The organism is Haematospirillum sp. H1815 (genome assembly GCF_012102705.1).
In the GTDB taxonomy this organism is placed as follows: Bacteria; Pseudomonadota; Alphaproteobacteria; order Rhodospirillales; family Rhodospirillaceae; genus Haematospirillum.
The window spans coordinates 1-16,134 of record NZ_JAAVTA010000008.1 but is presented as its reverse complement, the minus strand read 5'-3'; the positions used below and the strand labels follow the sequence as shown (position 1 = coordinate 16,134).

Sequence of the window (16,134 nt, the reverse complement as noted above, 5' to 3'; positions counted from 1 at the left end):
TCATGAACGGAGTGTGAGATGGCTGTCGACAAAGACATGAACATTCTGATTGTGGATGACTACAAGACGATGCTTCGCATCATCCGCAATCTGCTGAAGCAGCTGGGCTTCAGCAACATAGATGAGGCGTCCGACGGCAGCGCGGCTTTGTCCCAGCTTCGAAGCGGGCCAACGTACGGCTTGGTCATTTCGGACTGGAACATGGAGCCTATGACCGGACTCCAGCTCCTGAGGGAGGTTCGTGCTGATCCCAAGCTGAAGGCGTTGCCTTTCATCATGGTCACGGCCGAGTCCAAGTCCGAGAACGTTATCGCAGCCAAGGAGGCTGGCGTCTCGAACTACATCGTCAAGCCCTTCAATGCTGAAACGCTGAAGGCCAAGATGGTCAGCGTTCTGGGCGATTTCTGAGGTTGTCCCGGCGCACCGTCCTGATTCTGGATTTCAGACCGGAGGCCCATGATCATGGTCGGTGACCCTTCCTCTCAAGAGGCTCCGTCGTCTGGACAAGACAGCGGCCTTCACCGTGCTGTTGCTTCCCGCATTGCAGGAATCCGCGAGGCTCACGGCGTTGCTGTGCCTGTCGACAATATAGGTGGTGTCGTTGCGGATATCCTGGATACCCTTTCCGGTGAGTTGTCTGCCGAGGATATGCGGCTTTACCAAGAGGTAGAGCAGCTGGCCCAGTACATACGTCAGGCTCGGTCAGAGATTGCGGCCCTTAATCCCACCGATATCCGGGAAGAGTTTCTCCCTACAGCAACGGATGAACTGGATGCGATTATCCAGTCTACCGAAAATGCTACGGGTTCCATCATGGATGCGACCGAAGCGGTCGAGGAGGTCTCTGGTCTTGTCAGCGAAGACTTGGGTTCCCGGCTCATGGATGCGGCGACAATGATATACGAGGCCTGCTCGTTTCAGGATCTGACCGGCCAGCGCATTACAAAAGTTGTTCGCATGCTTAAGAGTATTGAGGAGCGGGTTGAGAGTCTTGTCAAGGCATTCGATCCCAAGCTCATTGCTGCCGCGCGTGATGCGGCAGCTGCGGAGTCGGTTCAGCAGGCGGGGAACAAGGGGCGCGCCCGTGCATCTGCTGTTGGTGATAACGAGGGGGATGATGCCTTGCTTAATGGCCCACAGCTGGATGGAGATGCGATGAAACAGGGGGATATCGATTCTCTGCTTCACGGTACGGGTCCCAAGCGGACCTGAGTGGCTGGGCCGTAATGACTGATTCTGTCGATGCATCATCCCGTCGTTCAGTCCTGTTGAGTGGTACCACGACACTGTTCCTCTCTTTATCGCTGTTGCTGCTTGGTTTCTTCATTATTCTGGTTTCCTCTTCCCGCTATGACAGTCATCGTGCAACACCTGTCCTGTCAGGTGTCGTGCGGGCCTTTTCTGACTCTCGTCATCATGATGGCTTGGTTGATCGGGTATCCTTTACGGGGCGACATGGTCGCTGGTTGTCGAGTGCGCGTTCTTTCGAGGCTGCGCTGACACGGGCTTTGACGACGGATTTACGGGTTCTTCCGGTTATTCACTATGTTGGCGCTGATACCCTGAGGGCAGTCCTTCCTGTCGAATCCCTTTTTGAACCCGGCACAGCTGCATTCCGGTCTGAACGCCAAGCATTTCTGGATCATCTGGTTGCCGTACTGTCATCTTCTCCTGCCGGATTTTCTTGCGAGATGACTGTCCTGATCCAGGTTCCCGCTATGGATCGGGTTGGAGAGATACTTTTGGCTGAACAGCGTGCTGTTGGCTTTGCCCGTCTTGCGGCAGCCCGTGGCATGCCTGTGTCCCAGCTTGTTGTTGGCGAGGAGATTGGCAAGGATGGTGAACTCGTCCTGGCCTTCCGTCTGATGCCTGATGGGGGGTGAGTCTTGGCCGGGTACAAAGATGGGGAACCGTATTCCACAGACTCTGCGTTATCAAAGGACATTGGCACATCATCCGGCGTCTGGATTTATACGTTCACAGATCTTATCCTGCTTTTGCTGTCCTTTTTTGTGATGCTGTACGCTATGGGGAACCCTGATCTCCGTTATTTGCGTTCTTTGGTTGATGGCATTTCAACCCGTCCTGCTCCTTTGGTAATTCGGGAGGTATCTGAAACAAGCCCTGACCTTTCCATGGTGCAGGTTGCTGTTTCTCCTGGACAAAATATTTCCTATCTCCGTGCCCTTATCGGACAAACGCTTCAGAATGAACCCCGTCTTAACGGCATGGTAATGACCATGTCCGATGATCAGCTTGTATTATCATTGCCGGGGAAGGTTCTGTTTCCGGCTGGGGAGGCGGTTCCGGCGCCGGGTGGATCGGATATTTTGGCAGAAGTTGCGAACCTTGTATCTCGTCTGGATAACCGTTTGGTTATTGCCGGGCGAGCAGATGGAGGACAAATGGGGTCTGCTGTGGCGTGGACCTTGTCCTTGGCCCGTGCGCGTGTTGTTGCGCAGGCTATGCGGTCCGCCGGATACCCCGGCGATCTTGGTCTTGTTGGTTATGGGGGGGCTCGTCCGGTCGCGGGGGTTCCAGCAGATGCTGTGCAACCGGTTGATATCCTCATTCTACCGGAGCGGAACAGGCGATGATGTCCGCGTGGAGATGGTGTGCTACGGTTTTGTCCCCGCTCTTCTTGGTGGCGGCATTGCTGGCGTTTGGCTTATCATCTGCGGTACAGGCTTTTGAAACCAGGGCAGGGTTGCACGATACCTATGGCCGTCTGGTTTTTGATTGGGGCGTTCCCGTTAAATACAATCTTTCGGTTTCCGGTACGACCGCGACCATGACCTTTGACAAGCCGGTGGAAAAAGATCCGTCTTCCGTGACCAAACCTATCCGGTCCTATGTCGACTCAGTCTCACTATCTCCAGATATGTTGGTTGTCACCATGGTTATGAAAGAGCCATGGTCAGTGCGGGTTCTGACTGTTGGTACGGCTATTGCTGTTGATTTTTCCAAGGATATGAAGTCAGGTCCACAACAAGCTGGTGGTAGTCCGAAAACATCGCCTGCACAGCCCGCTGCAGCTCAAGTTCCACCTTCTTCCGCAGGAGCAGGGGGGGGCTCCCCTCCTGTTATTCCTGCAGCATCACCACCCGTAGAGGCAGACCGTGGGCCATCGTCGGTGCAGCCTGCGCCCCCTGAAGCTGTCTCTGGTATCAAGTCCAGCGGTGTGGAGGTGTCGGTCTCCAGCGAACCAGGGGGAGTTACCCGCATTGCCCTGGATTGGCCGCAGCGGCAGCGTTATACTGTGCAGCGTGGTGATGGCAAGACAACGGTGACATTTCCGCGTACGGCAACGATCGATATCGCGTCGTTGCGATCTGCTTTACCAGAGTCCCTGAAAAATATTGCCGTAGAAGAAGGACGTGGACGTCTGGCGATAACCGTTCCGGTTCCTCCGCGTGCAACGTTGATGACGGCGGCGGATGGCAAGCGTGTTCTGATTGATATCAAGCAAACAGGGGGAGAGACATCTCCCGCTACATCCTCGCCTGATTCGGCGGCAGCGGCGACGGTCCCGGACGTCCCTGCTGCAAATGTACCTCCAACAGAAGTGGCGGCTAGTCCACCTGCTGGCAAGGCTGCAACAGATACCGAGGCGGCCTCTCCCTCTGCGACCACAACACCTCCTCCACCGCCCAGCGCTGCTGTCCAGGCTTTGGAGCAGGCCATGAGAGATAGGCTGGGACTGGCCAAGCCTGCTCCCCCTCCGCCGCCGCCCTCCTCATCAGACTCTGATTCCGTCCAGGTAGAGGAGGGGCGCAGTGGGGATGCCCCTGTTGCCGCCAGTCTTTCATTTCCCTGGAATGAGCCGGCAGCCGCTGCTGTTTTTCGGCGTAGCGGCTGGACATGGGTCGTCTTTGATCGCCCCAAGGAGATGGATCTGGGTTTGTTGCGCCGTCTGGGTAGTGGTGTTGTGCGCGAGATTGAGCAGATCCCCAGCCGCTCCGCTACGGTGATCCGCATGTTGGTTGAGCCGGGCTATAATCCATCGGTACGCCGTGAAGGCTTGTTATGGGTTGTTGATCTGTTGCGTCAGCCGTGGCGGCCGGCCAATCCAACCTCAGTCGAAGCTCAGCCCAAAAGCCCGGTTGGTCCCCGGTTGTTCGTACCCGTGGCCGAAGGTGGTCGTGCCATGGTGCTGGAAGATCCGGAAGTGGGCGATCGTTTTATTGTTGTTCCCCTGGTTCCTTTGGGGATCGGTATTTTTCCTGCCTATAGTTTCCCTGACGTCGATATTCCTGTCACCGTGCAGGGCATTCTGGTTGAACCGAAGTCAGACCGTATTGTTGTCAACTCCACCCGGAATGGAGTTGATGTAACGGCCCGTGGTGGTCTGACCTTCTCGCCTGATCTTGCTCAAGCTGAGCTGTTAAGCAGCATTGGCACCAAGACAGACTTCAAAAAGGTACTGGATATTGATGCTTGGATGCATGGACCGGAAGAGGACTTTTCAAAAAATAGAAAGCAGCTGCAAATTGCTGTGGCCAGCACGCCACCGGCACGGCGCAATAATGCCCGGCTTGACTTGGCCAGGTTCTTCTTTGCGCACGGACGTGCGGCCGAAGCGCTGGGTATCCTCAAGGTGCTGGCAGATGATGACAAGGAAATCGTCAACACGGGCGCATTTCGTGCTCTGCGTGGCGTGTCCTCGTTTTTGATGGGACGCTATCCAGAAGCCATAGAGGATCTGGAGCACGCCAGTCTGAAAGGTGTGGAAGAGGCGGCGTTCTGGCGTGCCGCCGCGCAGGTGGAGATGGGAGACCCGGGTTTGCAGGCGCAGGCTCTGCGGGCCTATGGGGGGGTGATCGGCAATTATCCCGAGCGCGTGAAAATCCCGTTGGCACTGACGGCTGCCAAAGCCACGGTTAGTGTCAGCGATGAAATTGGAACCAATACGTTCCTGACAGCCGCCCGGTCTGACCACAATACCCAGCGTGAACTTGCTGCCATCAACTACATCGAGGGCAAGCTCTCGCAGTCGAAGGGGAATTTCGAGATTGCGCTGGAGCGCTTTGCTGACGCTATTGAGACAGGCGATCGGTACTATAGCGCCGTTGCTTCGTACGACCGGTTAATGTTGCAGAAGAAGATAGAGGAAATTGACACCGAAACCCTTGTCAATGGCTTGGAGCGTCTTCGCTATGCATGGCGCGGCGGCGCTTTTGAATTTAACTTGCTGATGACTCTGGGGGATCTGGAGCGCGATCGTGGACGTTATGGGGAAGCGTTGCGTATCTGGCAGCAGGCTGCCACATACTTTCAGGACTATCGCGAGGCAGAGAAGGCAACAGCCAGTATGCGCGATGCTTTTGAGTCCCTGTTTCTCAAGGGTGCAGCCGACAGCATGAGCCCGGTCGGTGCAATTGCCCTCTATGATGAATTCCGTGAATTGACGCCAACTGGGGAAAAAGGCGATGAAATGATTCGTCGTCTGGCCGATCGATTGGTGGGGGTTGATTTGTTGTCCCAGGCGGCTTCCCTTCTGGACCGTCAGGTGACCTATCGCTTGGGCGGGGTCGAAAAAAGCCGGGTTGGGGCCAGGCTTGCCTTGGTCAACTTGCTGGACAAGCAGCCCCAGAAAGCCGTTGAGGCTTTATTGAAAACAGCCGATCCGGCCACTCCGGAACCACTGGAAGCCCAGAGACAACGGCTGCTGGCCCGGGCTCTGTCGGACATGGGGCGGGGAGCTGAGGCGATTGACCTTCTGGGGCTTGATACATCAACCGAGGCAGACTTGCTGCGAACGGAGATTTACTGGAAAGAGCAGAATTGGCCCGCTGTTGCCCAGACCCTTGAGAAGCTGACGCCGGAGCCGGAGAGTGGCCTTGTCTTGACCGACACCCAAGCCAGGTTGCTGCTGGACTGGGCTACGGCCCTGACCTTGGCTCAGGATGAGCGCGGCATTATGGACCTGCGTAAATTGTATATGCCGGCCATGAAGAAAACATCCTATCATACAGCCTTTGACCTGATCACGACCACCCCGGAAGGTGGGTTGATTGACTACAGGACCGTATCCGGGCGCATCCGGCAGGCTGAGAACTTTCGCTCTTTCATGGCTGGCTATGAAGAGAAGCTGAAGAGTATGGGGCTTAGTACAATCAATTGATAGGTCGCGATGATACGCCTCCTGTCTGTTAACGTGAGAAGCGTGTCGACATCAGAATAAGGGTCTGTGTGCGTTCAACGCCCGTGATGCTTCCAATGCGGTCTGTGATTGTATCAAGGGCATCCATTGTTTCGGCGGCAACTTCGGCAATCATGTCAAATGCACCACTGATGGCGTGGAGAGCCCTGACTTCCAGCATCGGCTTTATTCCGCTGGACACCCGCGCCGCATGTTTGGGGGACACACTGATCAGGACATGGGCCCGTATTATGCGCCGGGAAAACTCATCAGCCAGACGAATTGTATAGCTTTCAATAATACCTTGTTCCTCAAGGCGTTTGACCCGGTGTTGGATGGTGCTGCGTGACACATCCAGTCGTCTGGCCAAGGCTGCGGTCGGTTCCCGGGCATCAGCGCGTAGTGCGTCCAGAATCTGGCGATCCAGATTATCCAGCATGGGTCTTCTCATTCAGGTTGGAAAACACGTGGCGCGCATTGTGGCACATTGCCGTGTCTCAGGCGACAGGTCGTGTATAAGGATTTTTCTATTGCAGGATTCCGTAGCTCTGGACAAGAGAGCCAACCAGCAGGTGCCAGCCATCAACCAGCACAAAGAAAACAAGCTTGAAGGGCAGGGCCAGCATCATGGGTGGTAGCATCATCATGCCCATGCTCATCAACACACTGGCAATAACCATGTCAATGATGATGAAAGGAAGGTAGATCAGGAACCCGATCTCGAAAGCCCGCAGAAGCTCCGAGATCATGAAAGCGGGTATCAGAGCCCGTAGCGGCGTCTGTTCCGGCCCTTCTACCGGCTCAAGATTGGCCATATCCATGAACAGCTGTAAATCCTTGGGGCGTGTGTGTTCGACCATAAACATGCGAAAGGGCATAACGGAACGGTCAAATGCCTCGAATTCGTCAATCTGGTCGCTCATCATCGGCTCCATCCCTTGTTTCCATGCGGTCTCAAGGGTTGGCTGCATAATAAAAATGGTCATGAACAGAGCCAAGCTGGCCATAACCTGATTGGGAGGCGTCGTTCCTGTTCCCATGGCATTCCGCAGAACAGAGAAAACAACAATCAGTCGGGTGAAGCAGGTTACCATCAGCAAAAAAGACGGTGCCAGTGTCAGCACTGTCATCAGCAAAATCAGCCGAACAATGGTCGCTGTTGTTGATCCGCTCCCGGATGGCCCGAAATCAAGGTTTATTTGTTGGGCAACGGCCTCGTGTGGCAGCAGGAGTATGAGGAACAGGCACAAAAGCACTGCCTTGCACGGTATGCTGAAAGGCCTGTTTCTCATCGTACTCTCTCCGGTTCCGGCTCTGGTAACAAGGGGTCCGCACAAATGGTATGTTGCGCTGTTTCCTGTTCTGTCGTTGTGAAGCTTGGTACTGGTTGGCCCGCATCAATCAACAATTCACTGGCATTCCCGAGAAGGATGAGGTGTTCACGATCATTGTGCCGGACAAGGACAAGCTGTCGGCGGGCATCTAGGTTCAGGCGTTCTGTGATTTCCAGGCTTGGGGCAGAATGTTTTCCAGCCCACGAGCGTATCGGGCTGATGCGTCGCACAGCGGCACCAGCTATGAAAATCATGCCGATAACCAGAAAAAGGGCAAGCAGTGGCCGAAGATAAAAGTCTGTGTCCATGGGATGCCGTAATCAGGCCTGGAAGAGATCAGAAACAATAAACATTACACAGAGCGAGCAGGGTGGGTTGCCGGATCACTCTGCCGGTGTGTGACGGTATCGCTTTGGCGATGTTCTTCCCCCAGTGGAGGTATATGCAGCTTCTGTGCATGACGGTATGCGGCACCAACGGTTACGGCCTGTGTCGGTTCGTTGCCGGGCTGAATACCGGGGCGGAGCGCAAGATCTCCGAATCGGTTACGCATCTCGGTCTCAAGAGCATCGAGATCATAAAAAAGGGCTTCCATCATGGGCCGGAGACCGCGGGCATCATCCTTTGTCATCAGGTGAATAGATGTGCACGCTGTTCGTATCATGCGCTCCAGATCCCCGAGGCGAGGAAGGGTACCATCTGAAATAGAAGAGCGTGCCTGGAAGAGGATATCACCGATGCGGCGCAGTTCCTGACGCAACACGGCACTGTCAGGGATACCCGGAATCGGGGGACGGGGTGGAGCCGTCATGGCATTGCTCCTCCGAGGTGTGGTGCCGTAGGCGGCAGTGGATAGGTCCCGTTTGCTCGATAGACATACACCAGCAGTTCCGCCACAGCGGCAAAAGCCTCAGTCGGAATTTCAGAATCCAGATCAACAGCAGATAGAATCTGGGCCAAGTCGGCGTCCTGTCGGACTTTTACGCCACTTGCGAACGCAATATTCAGAATCTGGTCTGCAACGAACCCGCGCCCTGATGCGACAATCCTGGGAACTGTATCAACAGATGGATCATGATCCACGGCGACAGCGACGGGCTGTGTGCTTGCGGACGCGTTATCGTCTTGGTGTGACCCGGATCCTGACTCCGGTGGTGGTTTGGGGGTGCCGGTACTCACCGGGTATTTCCTTCCACTCTGAGCAAGCCCATCGGCCTTGTGACCATTCAGTGACAGGCCCATCATGTGGGGGTGGCGCTTAAAAAATCGTTTAGCTTGTCGCCAGGTTGCTATGTCCCGGTATCCGGGGGTGTTGTGAACCGGTCTTTACGCTTTCTTAAAGGGGTGGGCTGGATCATGTCTGCACACCTGAGGCTACTTGTGAGCGGGTAGCCTGGACTGTATGCCCCGTACGGCAGGGACAGGGAATTATGGATACATCCAAGTTATCGTTGTTTCGTATGGCCCGTACAAAGATGGACTGGCTTGCCCAGCGTCAGCGCGTTCTGGCCCAGAACATTTCAAACGCGGATACCCCGAAATTCAAGGCTAAAGACCTGAGGGAGCTTGATTTCGGGAAAATGGTCCTGGATGCGACAGAACCGTCTGTCAAGCCGACCATGACCAACCCATCCCACATGGGGGTCGCCCTGCCGGATCTGGGTCCGTATCGCGAAGTTGCTGTGCGCAGAACATGGGAGCGTTCCATTGACGGCAATCCCGTTGTTCTTGAGGAGCAGATGGAAAAGATGGCCAGGGGGCGGTCCCAGTACGATCTGGCCTTGCAGTTGGTCAAGAAGAACCTGACAATGATCAAGTCCGCGCTTGGGCAGCGTTGACGTGAGGGATGTGGCACCTGCGCTCTCTGTCTGGCGCGATTGTGGTGTAGGGGGTATGGGATATGGATGATCTTTCGAAAGCGACGTCGATCGCCTCGTTCGGGGCGAAAGCCCAGGCGAAGCGTCTTCGTGTGATTTCGGAAAATCTGGCCAATGCCGATTCTTTGGCCAAAACCCCGGGTGGCGAACCGTACCGGCGCAAGATCCTTCAATTTCGCAACCAGCTTGATCCATCCCTTGAGGTGGATACAGTGCGTGCCGATCGTACCGATCGTGACATGACCGATTTCGGGCGGAAGTACGATCCCGGGCATCCGGGTGCGGATGAGCAGGGGTATGTCATGACCCCGAACGTCAATCCGTTGATCGAAGTGATGGACCTGCGGGAAGCGCAGAGATCTTACGAGGCCAACCTGAATACAATCAGCATATCGCGTGATCTTCTGGGTAAGACCTTGGATCTTCTCCGGTGATGCTGTTGTTTGCAGTAGCGGCGTTTGATGGATGACGGCCATGACCAATTCTATTTCCAGCGCCATACAGGCATACCGGACAGCCGCCCGTCAGGTTCTGGGATCGGCTACGGAAACGGCCGAGACTGTTCGTGCCGCAACATCCTCTGTTGGTGCTCCATCACCCGAAAATGGTCTTTTTGGCGATATGGTCCGGTCTTCTCTGAAGGAGGCTGTACAGGTTCAAAGGACGGCAGAGGCTGTCAGCCTGAGGGGTATTGCCGGGGAGGCTGATATGCGTGATGTGGTTCTGGCTGTCAGCAATGCCGAGACAACGCTGAATACCGTGGTGGCAATCCGGGATCGTGTCGTGTCTGCCTATCAGGAAATCTTGAAGATGCCGATCTGAGTGGCGTTATTGTCTTTCTGGATCCGTTCCGATGAATGAGACGCAAATTCTTGATATTGCCCGCGACAGCGTATGGGTCATGATTGTTATTGCCGCACCGGTCCTCTTGGTTGGTTTGGCTGTGGGTCTTCTGGTTTCCCTGTTTCAGGCTTTGACATCCTTGCAGGAAGCAACGCTTGTCTTTGTTCCCAAGATGCTGATTGTGTTTGGCGCCATCATTTTTCTTCTTCCTTTCATGCTGCGCCATATCACGCAGTTTACCCAGCAAATTATGGATCTGATTATTTCGCTGCCCTGATCAGGGTTGGCTGGAGACTCCGTTGTGACGCTCTCGGAATTCCTTGGTTTGAACACGTTCCATCTGTTGCTGACATTCTGCCGTGTCGGAAGCATGATGGTAACCATGCCGGGTTTTTCGGTTGGTTATTTCAATGTTCAGGCCCGTCTCTTGCTAGCCATTGGCGTGACATTGGTCATGGCCCCTGTTCTGGGGCCTGTTCTTCCTGCTTTACCCGCCACTGTTGGTCCTTTGGTCTTCCTCATCATAATCGAGGTTTTTTACGGTATTTTCCTGGGGCTGATCGGGCAAGCTGTGACAGCCTCCATACATCTGGCCGGAACCTCCATCAGCCAGAACTCCGGGCTGATGAATGCCATGGTGTTTGATCCTGTTACAGAATCGCAGGGCGCGCTTGTTATTGGTATGCTGACAACCATTGCGCTGGTCAGCATTTTTGTGATGGATCTACACCATTTGATGTTGCAGGCCCTTTACCATTCCTATGCCTTGTTTCCGGTGGGACAGAACCCGGTTGCCGAAGATCATTTGACAACATGGCTGGATATTCTGGCAAAAAGCTTCTTGCTTGGCCTGTCTATGGCCATGCCTTTCATTGTTTTCGGGATTGTTTTCCAGTCTTCGATGGGATTGATGTCCCGTCTGTCGCCGCAGCTGAATGTGTTTTTCGTTGCCCTGCCTGTTCAGATCCTGTTCGGACTTGGGGTATTGTGGGTTACAGTGCCAGCCTTGATGATGTGGTTCCTGCGTCATCTGGAGGATGTTCTCATGACGTTTACCGCGGGCTGAGTCCGGAATGGCGGAAGACGAAGACAAGGAATCCAAGACCGAGGAGCCTTCCGAGCGAAAGCTCCAGCGTGCCCGACAGGAAGGGCAGGTTGCCATATCCCAAGAAATCAAGAGTCTACTGATGCTGGTGACGGCATTGGCTTTGGTGGCCATGTTGGCTCCTTGGTTGTCCGGGCAATTGAAAAAGCATCTTGGCAGTCTCCTGGCCAGCGTGCATGCGGTCCCGCTGGATCCGGAAGGTTTCAGGATGTGGTTCCTGCACGCGATTCTGAAGGGTATTATTTTTTTATCGCCTGTTTTTGCCATTACATTCTTGGCAGCAATTTTGTCTGGTACCCTTCAATATGGGCTTGTGTTCACACCGAAGAAGATCGCACCAAAATTATCCAACATCAGCATGATCAGCGGCTTTCGTCGCATCTTTTCCCGTAATCAGCTGTTTGAGTTGGCCAAGGGTGTGCTGAAGATCATTCTGGTTACGGCTGTATTTCTTGCCTTGGTGGTACCACACTTAGCTACCCCCGAGGTCTATATGGCTCTGGATCCTACTGTGGTTCTGGAGAACTTGCACACGTTACTAGTCCTTGTTCTCGCCGGTGTTGTGGTGACGTTCTCGCTTGTTGCCGCAGCAGATTGGTGGTGGCAGCGCTACCGGCATCGTGAGCAGTTGAAAATGACCAAGCAGGAGGTCAAGGACGAACACAAGGATACCGAGGGTGATCCCCAGATCAAGGGCAAGATCAGGCAGATGCGGTTGCAGCGTTCGCGGCAACGTATGATGGCGGCCGTTCCCCAAGCCAGCGTTGTTATCACAAACCCGACTCACTATGCGGTAGCCTTACGTTACGAGATGGATGAAATGTCCGCCCCGAAACTGGTCGCCAAGGGTGTGGACAGCCTTGCCCTGCGTATTCGTGCCATTGCCGAGGAACATGATATCCCGATCATGGAAAACCCCCCGTTGGCGCGGGTGCTGTATTCCGCTGTGGAGCTGGACCAGGAAATTCCTCCAGAGCATTACAAGGCTGTGGCTGAGGTCATTGGGTACGTTATGAAGCTGAAGAGGGCAGGGCTTACAGGTCGTAGCAGGCGTTCCGGGCAGGGGGCAGACCGTGTCACTGCAGACGAAAGAGGACAGACCTTGTGATCATCTTGCACGATCTGCACCTTGTGTGGGTTTATGTACTGGCTGCAGGCATACTGTGTTTGGCCACGTGCGGCCTTGTCTTTTACATCCGGCGCTTGCGGCGTGATGTGGGATGCCTGAGGTGTTTTCTGGAAGCTGATGACGTTGCCCGTCTTATGGTCGACTCCAACGGCCATGTGCTGGCTGTAAATAGCCGTGCAAAAACTTTCTGGCGAGGAAGTGAGCCAGATGCTGAGTTGGCCCGTCGCATTGATCGCGCAGATGAGGAAACGTTTGGTGCCCTTGAGCGTTTGCTCTCTGCGGTGGCACGGCGGATTCCGGAAAATGTGGACGTTATGTTACAGGGTGAACGTGGGCTTGCAGAATGGTGGCGTATCGGGGTCTGTCCAGCGCCCATGACATCGCCGTGTGCCGAGGGGGTGATCTGGACGGCGCAGGATGTTACAGCGCATCGTGCCATAGAAGATATACTGCGTCGTGACCGTGATGTTCAGGCTGAGTTTCTCTACCTTATGCCAGCAGGACTGTACTCTGTTGATGCCAACGAGCAGTTGCGCTTTGTGAACCAGCGTCTTGCTGACTGGCTTGGGTACAGCGTGAATGAACTGCTGGGCATGCCCTTGTCCCGTATTCTGGCTGATGGCAGCCGACCGGATGCCGAGGAGGCGTGGAGCGGTGTGCTCCGTTTTTGTGACCGCACCGGGAATATTTTTTCCGCGATGGTGGAGCAGGTGGCCTTTGATGATGCCGGAGAAACACGTACGCGCAGCGTCGTCATGCGTCAGGCTCATACAACAGACTTGTCCTGCTCTCCCGTAGACCAGTGGTTCCGTATTGTATTTGCTTCCCTTCCCGTAGGCTTGTGCCTTGTCGATGTTGAAGGCGTTGTAACCGATGCCAATGAAGCCTTCCTACGTCTGTGTGGGTATGATGCTTCGTCGTTGAAAGAAACATCTGTTCGCAATGTGTTGGCAGAGGATGACCGTGTCACATGGGATGACCTGTTTGAACAGGCCCTGCTGGGCGGGAGCGTCGAGGCCGGTATGGCTCATGAAGTGCGTTTTTGCAAATGCCCTGACAAGGCAGCTTCTATTGGCATTGTCCCCTTGGGTGGGGCTTTGTTTATGGCATTTTTCTTCGATAATACTGCCCACCGTAATCTGGAAATACAGTTTGCCCAGGCACAAAAGATGCAGGCCATGGGCCAGCTTGCCGGTGGTGTTGCTCATGACTTTAATAATTTGCTGACCGCGATGATTGGTTTCTGTGATTTGCTGTTGCAGAGGCATGGGGCTGGTGATCCATCCTTTGCCGATCTGATGCAGATCAAGCAAAACGCCAATCGCGCTGCCAATCTGGTACGTCAACTGCTTGCGTTTTCGCGAAAACAGCCTTTAAGACCTCGCCAGGTTCTGGTTACCGATGCCCTGACAGAAATCAGTCATCTTCTCCGGCGGTTGCTGGGAGAAAGCATACATCTTGAGCTACGTCTTGGGCGAGATGTCGGGGCAATCAGGGTTGATCCAGGACAGTTGGACCAAGTGATCATCAACCTCGCCGTCAATGCCAGGGATGCAATGCCGGGCGGGGGGCGCCTGAGTATAGAAACACGACGTGAGATGGTTGGCAGCCCCATGGTTGTTGGTGCTGAAAGCCTTTCTGCCGGAGAATACACGGTTATTACCGTTTCTGATACCGGGACCGGTATTTCAAGAGAGAACCTCGCCCGTATTTTTGAACCGTTCTTCTCGACAAAGACAGGAAGTGTTGGAGCTGGCACGGGTCTTGGTTTGTCGACAGTCTATGGAATTGTTCGACAGACAGGCGGCGTAATCCTTGTGGATTCCAGTGTAGGGCAGGGAACCAAATTCATCATTTATCTGCCTTGTGCAGACAATGCCGTTACAGAAGAGGCTGAAGCCTCAGGTATTGGAAGGGTCGGGGCCACAACGCCACAACGACAGACTTTAGCAAAGGATCTATCCGGAAGCGCGACAATTCTTTTGGTGGAGGATGAGGATGCTGTTCGGGTTTTTGCATCACGTGCGCTTCGTAACAAGGGCTATCGCGTTGTTGAAGCCTGTAGCGGGGAGCAGGCGCTGGAGAAACTGGCCGATAACCTGGATATTGATCTGCTGGTTACCGACATGATCATGCCCGGGATGGATGGTGCGACATTGGCGCGCAGGGTGAAGGTAGAAAAGCCTGATATTCAGGTGATCCTTATCTCCGGCTATTCCGAAGAAGCAGCCGGTGGCGGTATCGCGGACTCGACCGATTTTTCATTTCTTCCGAAACCATTTTCCCTGACGCAGTTGGCAGAGTGTGTGCATGCTGTCCTTCTTCGTCGAAGAGAATGCGTGAATTCTGCCTGATGTTGCGGTTCTTCTTGCGCAGAAGAACAAAACATGTACATTCTTCGCATTGCAGGTATCGCCCAGCTGTGAAATAAACGGGGATTGAGATGTCTCAAACCGCATTCCATCTTGTTGACAAGGACACCATGGATAAACAAAAAGCCCTGGACGCCGCGCTTGCTCAGATCGAACGTGCCTTTGGCAAGGGATCTGTCATGCGGCTTGGTCAGAATAACTCTGTAGCAGATATGGAGGCTGTGTCGACTGGTTCCCTGGGTCTTGACCTTGCCCTTGGCATAGGTGGCTTGCCCCGTGGCCGGATCATAGAAATTTATGGCCCGGAAAGTTCTGGCAAGACAACGCTGGCTCTGCATGTCATTGCCGAAGCGCAGCGTGTCGGTGGAGCGTGTGCTTTCATTGATGCTGAACATGCCCTGGATCCTGTCTATGCCCGCAAATTGGGCGTGAATCCGGACGAACTGTTTATTTCTCAGCCCGATGCCGGAGAGCAGGCGCTTGAAATTGCAGATACTTTGGTTCGTTCCGGTGCGATCGACGTCCTTGTTGTTGATTCTGTCGCTGCTCTCGTTCCCAGAGCCGAACTTGAAGGTGAAATGGGTGACAGCCATGTTGGACTGCATGCCCGTCTGATGAGCCAAGCCCTGCGCAAGTTGACGTCTTCTGTTGCCCGGTCCAATACCTTGGTTATCTTTATCAACCAAATTAGGATGAAGATCGGTGTGATGTTCGGGAGCCCTGAAACAACAACCGGCGGGAACGCGCTGAAGTTTTACGCATCGGTGCGGCTTGATATTCGTCGCGTAGGCCAGATCAAGGATCGTGATGATGTTGTTGGCAACCAGACCAGGGTCAAGGTTGTGAAGAACAAAGTTGCCCCACCTTTCAAGGTTATTGATTTTGACATCATGTACGGCGAAGGCATCTCCAAAACGGGAGAGCTTCTGGATCTGGGTGTGAAGGCTGGGCTTGTTGAAAAGTCTGGTGCCTGGTTTTCGTACCGCTCTACCCGCATCGGGCAGGGGCGTGAGAATGCCAAGCAGTTCTTGCGAGACAATGCAGCTATGGCTGCTGAGATTGAGCAGGCTATCAGAGCCAACGCCGGCTTGGTAAAGGATGCTATTGCCATTTCACCTGAAACGGATGTTAGCGAAGATGCTGTGATAGCAGGCTGATCGTCAGTCCTTGTTGTTTGGGGGATGATGCATTTTTTTTTGTTATATGTTTAATGAATTGTGTTGACGGTTTTTGATTTGGGGCTTAGAAGGTGCGTCCCGACGTTGAGGGACTGGAATTTCTGGTTTTTTGATTGTCGGTGCTGTTTTTCAGAGTGAAGAGACGGAAGGGATA

The 16,134-nt window shown here is 54.2% G+C and carries 18 protein-coding genes; 13 read left to right on the top strand and 5 right to left on the bottom strand.

What is annotated here, in order from left to right; genetic code table 11:
* The first annotated feature begins 18 nt into the window (after positions 1-18).
* From HEQ60_RS07585 to HEQ60_RS07565, 5 genes are read left to right on the top strand one after another with little or no spacing between them, the layout of a single operon-like run.
* Positions 19-408 (top strand): response regulator, encoded by a 390-nt coding sequence (locus HEQ60_RS07585; protein ID WP_066131784.1) that lies wholly within the window; start codon positions 19-21, stop codon positions 406-408.
* A 54-nt stretch (positions 409-462) separates the two neighbouring features.
* The gene (locus tag HEQ60_RS07580; RefSeq protein ID WP_245183836.1) at positions 463-1,212 is read left to right on the top strand and encodes a protein phosphatase CheZ; all 750 of its coding nucleotides are present in this window, start codon (positions 463-465) and stop codon (positions 1,210-1,212) included.
* Positions 1,213-1,226: 14 nt separating this feature from the next.
* Positions 1,227-1,883 carry a hypothetical protein gene (locus HEQ60_RS07575; RefSeq protein ID WP_168071126.1) on the top strand — a complete coding sequence of 219 codons (657 nt, stop codon included), beginning with the start codon at positions 1,227-1,229 and terminating at the stop codon, positions 1,881-1,883.
* A gap of 3 nt (positions 1,884-1,886) precedes the next feature.
* Positions 1,887-2,597 (top strand): flagellar motor protein MotB, encoded by a 711-nt coding sequence (locus HEQ60_RS07570; protein ID WP_168071125.1) that lies wholly within the window; start codon positions 1,887-1,889, stop codon positions 2,595-2,597.
* Positions 2,594-6,124 carry a tetratricopeptide repeat protein gene (locus HEQ60_RS07565; protein WP_168071124.1) on the top strand — a complete coding sequence of 1,177 codons (3,531 nt, stop codon included), beginning with the start codon at positions 2,594-2,596 and terminating at the stop codon, positions 6,122-6,124. The genes HEQ60_RS07570 and HEQ60_RS07565 overlap by 4 nt, the downstream gene beginning before the upstream one ends.
* Positions 6,125-6,152: 28 nt before the next feature.
* Here HEQ60_RS07565 and HEQ60_RS07560 read toward each other — a convergent pair whose 3' ends face one another.
* The 5 genes from HEQ60_RS07560 to HEQ60_RS07540 form a co-directional block, all read right to left on the bottom strand.
* On the bottom strand, positions 6,153-6,581 hold the full coding sequence (locus HEQ60_RS07560) for an Lrp/AsnC family transcriptional regulator (RefSeq protein ID WP_168071123.1): 429 nt from the start codon (positions 6,579-6,581) through the stop codon (positions 6,153-6,155).
* An 88-nt stretch (positions 6,582-6,669) separates the two neighbouring features.
* Positions 6,670-7,434 (bottom strand): flagellar type III secretion system pore protein FliP, encoded by a 765-nt coding sequence (gene fliP / locus HEQ60_RS07555; RefSeq protein ID WP_168071122.1) that lies wholly within the window; start codon positions 7,432-7,434, stop codon positions 6,670-6,672.
* Entirely contained in the window at positions 7,431-7,784 is a 354-nt protein-coding gene (locus HEQ60_RS07550; RefSeq protein ID WP_168071121.1) for a flagellar biosynthetic protein FliO, read from the bottom strand. The genes fliP and HEQ60_RS07550 overlap by 4 nt, the downstream gene beginning before the upstream one ends.
* A gap of 44 nt (positions 7,785-7,828) precedes the next feature.
* The gene (locus HEQ60_RS07545; protein ID WP_168071120.1) at positions 7,829-8,287 is read right to left on the bottom strand and encodes a hypothetical protein; all 459 of its coding nucleotides are present in this window, start codon (positions 8,285-8,287) and stop codon (positions 7,829-7,831) included.
* On the bottom strand, positions 8,284-8,655 hold the full coding sequence (locus HEQ60_RS07540) for an EscU/YscU/HrcU family type III secretion system export apparatus switch protein (protein WP_416046640.1): 372 nt from the start codon (positions 8,653-8,655) through the stop codon (positions 8,284-8,286). The genes HEQ60_RS07545 and HEQ60_RS07540 overlap by 4 nt, the downstream gene beginning before the upstream one ends.
* Before the next feature lie 251 nt (positions 8,656-8,906).
* On the opposite strand from HEQ60_RS07540, the gene HEQ60_RS07535 reads away from it, so the two are divergent.
* From HEQ60_RS07535 to recA, 8 genes are all read left to right on the top strand, one after another.
* On the top strand, positions 8,907-9,314 hold the full coding sequence (locus HEQ60_RS07535) for a flagellar basal body rod protein FlgB (protein WP_168071119.1): 408 nt from the start codon (positions 8,907-8,909) through the stop codon (positions 9,312-9,314).
* Between the two features lie 62 nt (positions 9,315-9,376).
* Complete coding sequence (flgC, locus tag HEQ60_RS07530; RefSeq protein WP_066131760.1) at positions 9,377-9,787, top strand: flagellar basal body rod protein FlgC; 411 nt, start codon at positions 9,377-9,379, stop codon at positions 9,785-9,787.
* Positions 9,788-9,827: 40 nt separating this feature from the next.
* Complete coding sequence (locus HEQ60_RS07525) at positions 9,828-10,175, top strand: flagellar hook-basal body complex protein FliE (protein ID WP_066131758.1); 348 nt, start codon at positions 9,828-9,830, stop codon at positions 10,173-10,175.
* 31 nt (positions 10,176-10,206) lie between these two features.
* Positions 10,207-10,473, top strand: a complete 267-nt coding sequence (fliQ, locus tag HEQ60_RS07520; RefSeq protein ID WP_066131756.1) for a flagellar biosynthesis protein FliQ — start codon at positions 10,207-10,209, stop codon at positions 10,471-10,473.
* A gap of 24 nt (positions 10,474-10,497) precedes the next feature.
* Positions 10,498-11,262: a flagellar biosynthetic protein FliR gene (gene fliR / locus HEQ60_RS07515; protein WP_168071118.1), complete on the top strand. Its 765-nt coding sequence runs from the start codon at positions 10,498-10,500 to the stop codon at positions 11,260-11,262.
* 7 nt (positions 11,263-11,269) lie between these two features.
* Positions 11,270-12,409, top strand: a complete 1,140-nt coding sequence (gene flhB / locus HEQ60_RS07510; protein WP_168071117.1) for a flagellar biosynthesis protein FlhB — start codon at positions 11,270-11,272, stop codon at positions 12,407-12,409.
* Entirely contained in the window at positions 12,406-14,784 is a 2,379-nt protein-coding gene (locus tag HEQ60_RS07505) for an ATP-binding protein (protein ID WP_322099312.1), read from the top strand. The genes flhB and HEQ60_RS07505 overlap by 4 nt, the downstream gene beginning before the upstream one ends.
* A gap of 89 nt (positions 14,785-14,873) precedes the next feature.
* Positions 14,874-15,959: a recombinase RecA gene (recA, locus tag HEQ60_RS07500; RefSeq protein ID WP_168071116.1), complete on the top strand. Its 1,086-nt coding sequence runs from the start codon at positions 14,874-14,876 to the stop codon at positions 15,957-15,959.
* Positions 15,960-16,134 lie beyond the last annotated feature (175 nt).

Bases quoted from the DNA above. Each gene is read 5' to 3' on its own strand.
- HEQ60_RS07545 (WP_168071120.1), bottom strand. From the start codon at position 8,287: ATGACGGCTCCACCCCGTCCCCCGATTCCGGGTATCCCTGACAGTGCC.
- HEQ60_RS07585 (WP_066131784.1), top strand. From the start codon at position 19: ATGGCTGTCGACAAAGACATGAACATTCTGATTGTGGATGACTACAAG.
- HEQ60_RS07525 (WP_066131758.1), top strand. From the start codon at position 9,828: ATGACCAATTCTATTTCCAGCGCCATACAGGCATACCGGACAGCCGCC.
- HEQ60_RS07565 (WP_168071124.1), top strand. From the start codon at position 2,594: ATGATGTCCGCGTGGAGATGGTGTGCTACGGTTTTGTCCCCGCTCTTC.
- HEQ60_RS07535 (WP_168071119.1), top strand. From the start codon at position 8,907: ATGGATACATCCAAGTTATCGTTGTTTCGTATGGCCCGTACAAAGATG.
- fliQ (WP_066131756.1), top strand. From the start codon at position 10,207: ATGAATGAGACGCAAATTCTTGATATTGCCCGCGACAGCGTATGGGTC.
- flgC (WP_066131760.1), top strand. From the start codon at position 9,377: ATGGATGATCTTTCGAAAGCGACGTCGATCGCCTCGTTCGGGGCGAAA.
- fliP (WP_168071122.1), bottom strand. From the start codon at position 7,434: ATGAGAAACAGGCCTTTCAGCATACCGTGCAAGGCAGTGCTTTTGTGC.
- HEQ60_RS07575 (WP_168071126.1), top strand. From the start codon at position 1,227: ATGACTGATTCTGTCGATGCATCATCCCGTCGTTCAGTCCTGTTGAGT.
- HEQ60_RS07550 (WP_168071121.1), bottom strand. From the start codon at position 7,784: ATGGACACAGACTTTTATCTTCGGCCACTGCTTGCCCTTTTTCTGGTT.
- recA (WP_168071116.1), top strand. From the start codon at position 14,874: ATGTCTCAAACCGCATTCCATCTTGTTGACAAGGACACCATGGATAAA.
- flhB (WP_168071117.1), top strand. From the start codon at position 11,270: ATGGCGGAAGACGAAGACAAGGAATCCAAGACCGAGGAGCCTTCCGAG.
- HEQ60_RS07560 (WP_168071123.1), bottom strand. From the start codon at position 6,581: ATGCTGGATAATCTGGATCGCCAGATTCTGGACGCACTACGCGCTGAT.
- HEQ60_RS07580 (WP_245183836.1), top strand. From the start codon at position 463: ATGGTCGGTGACCCTTCCTCTCAAGAGGCTCCGTCGTCTGGACAAGAC.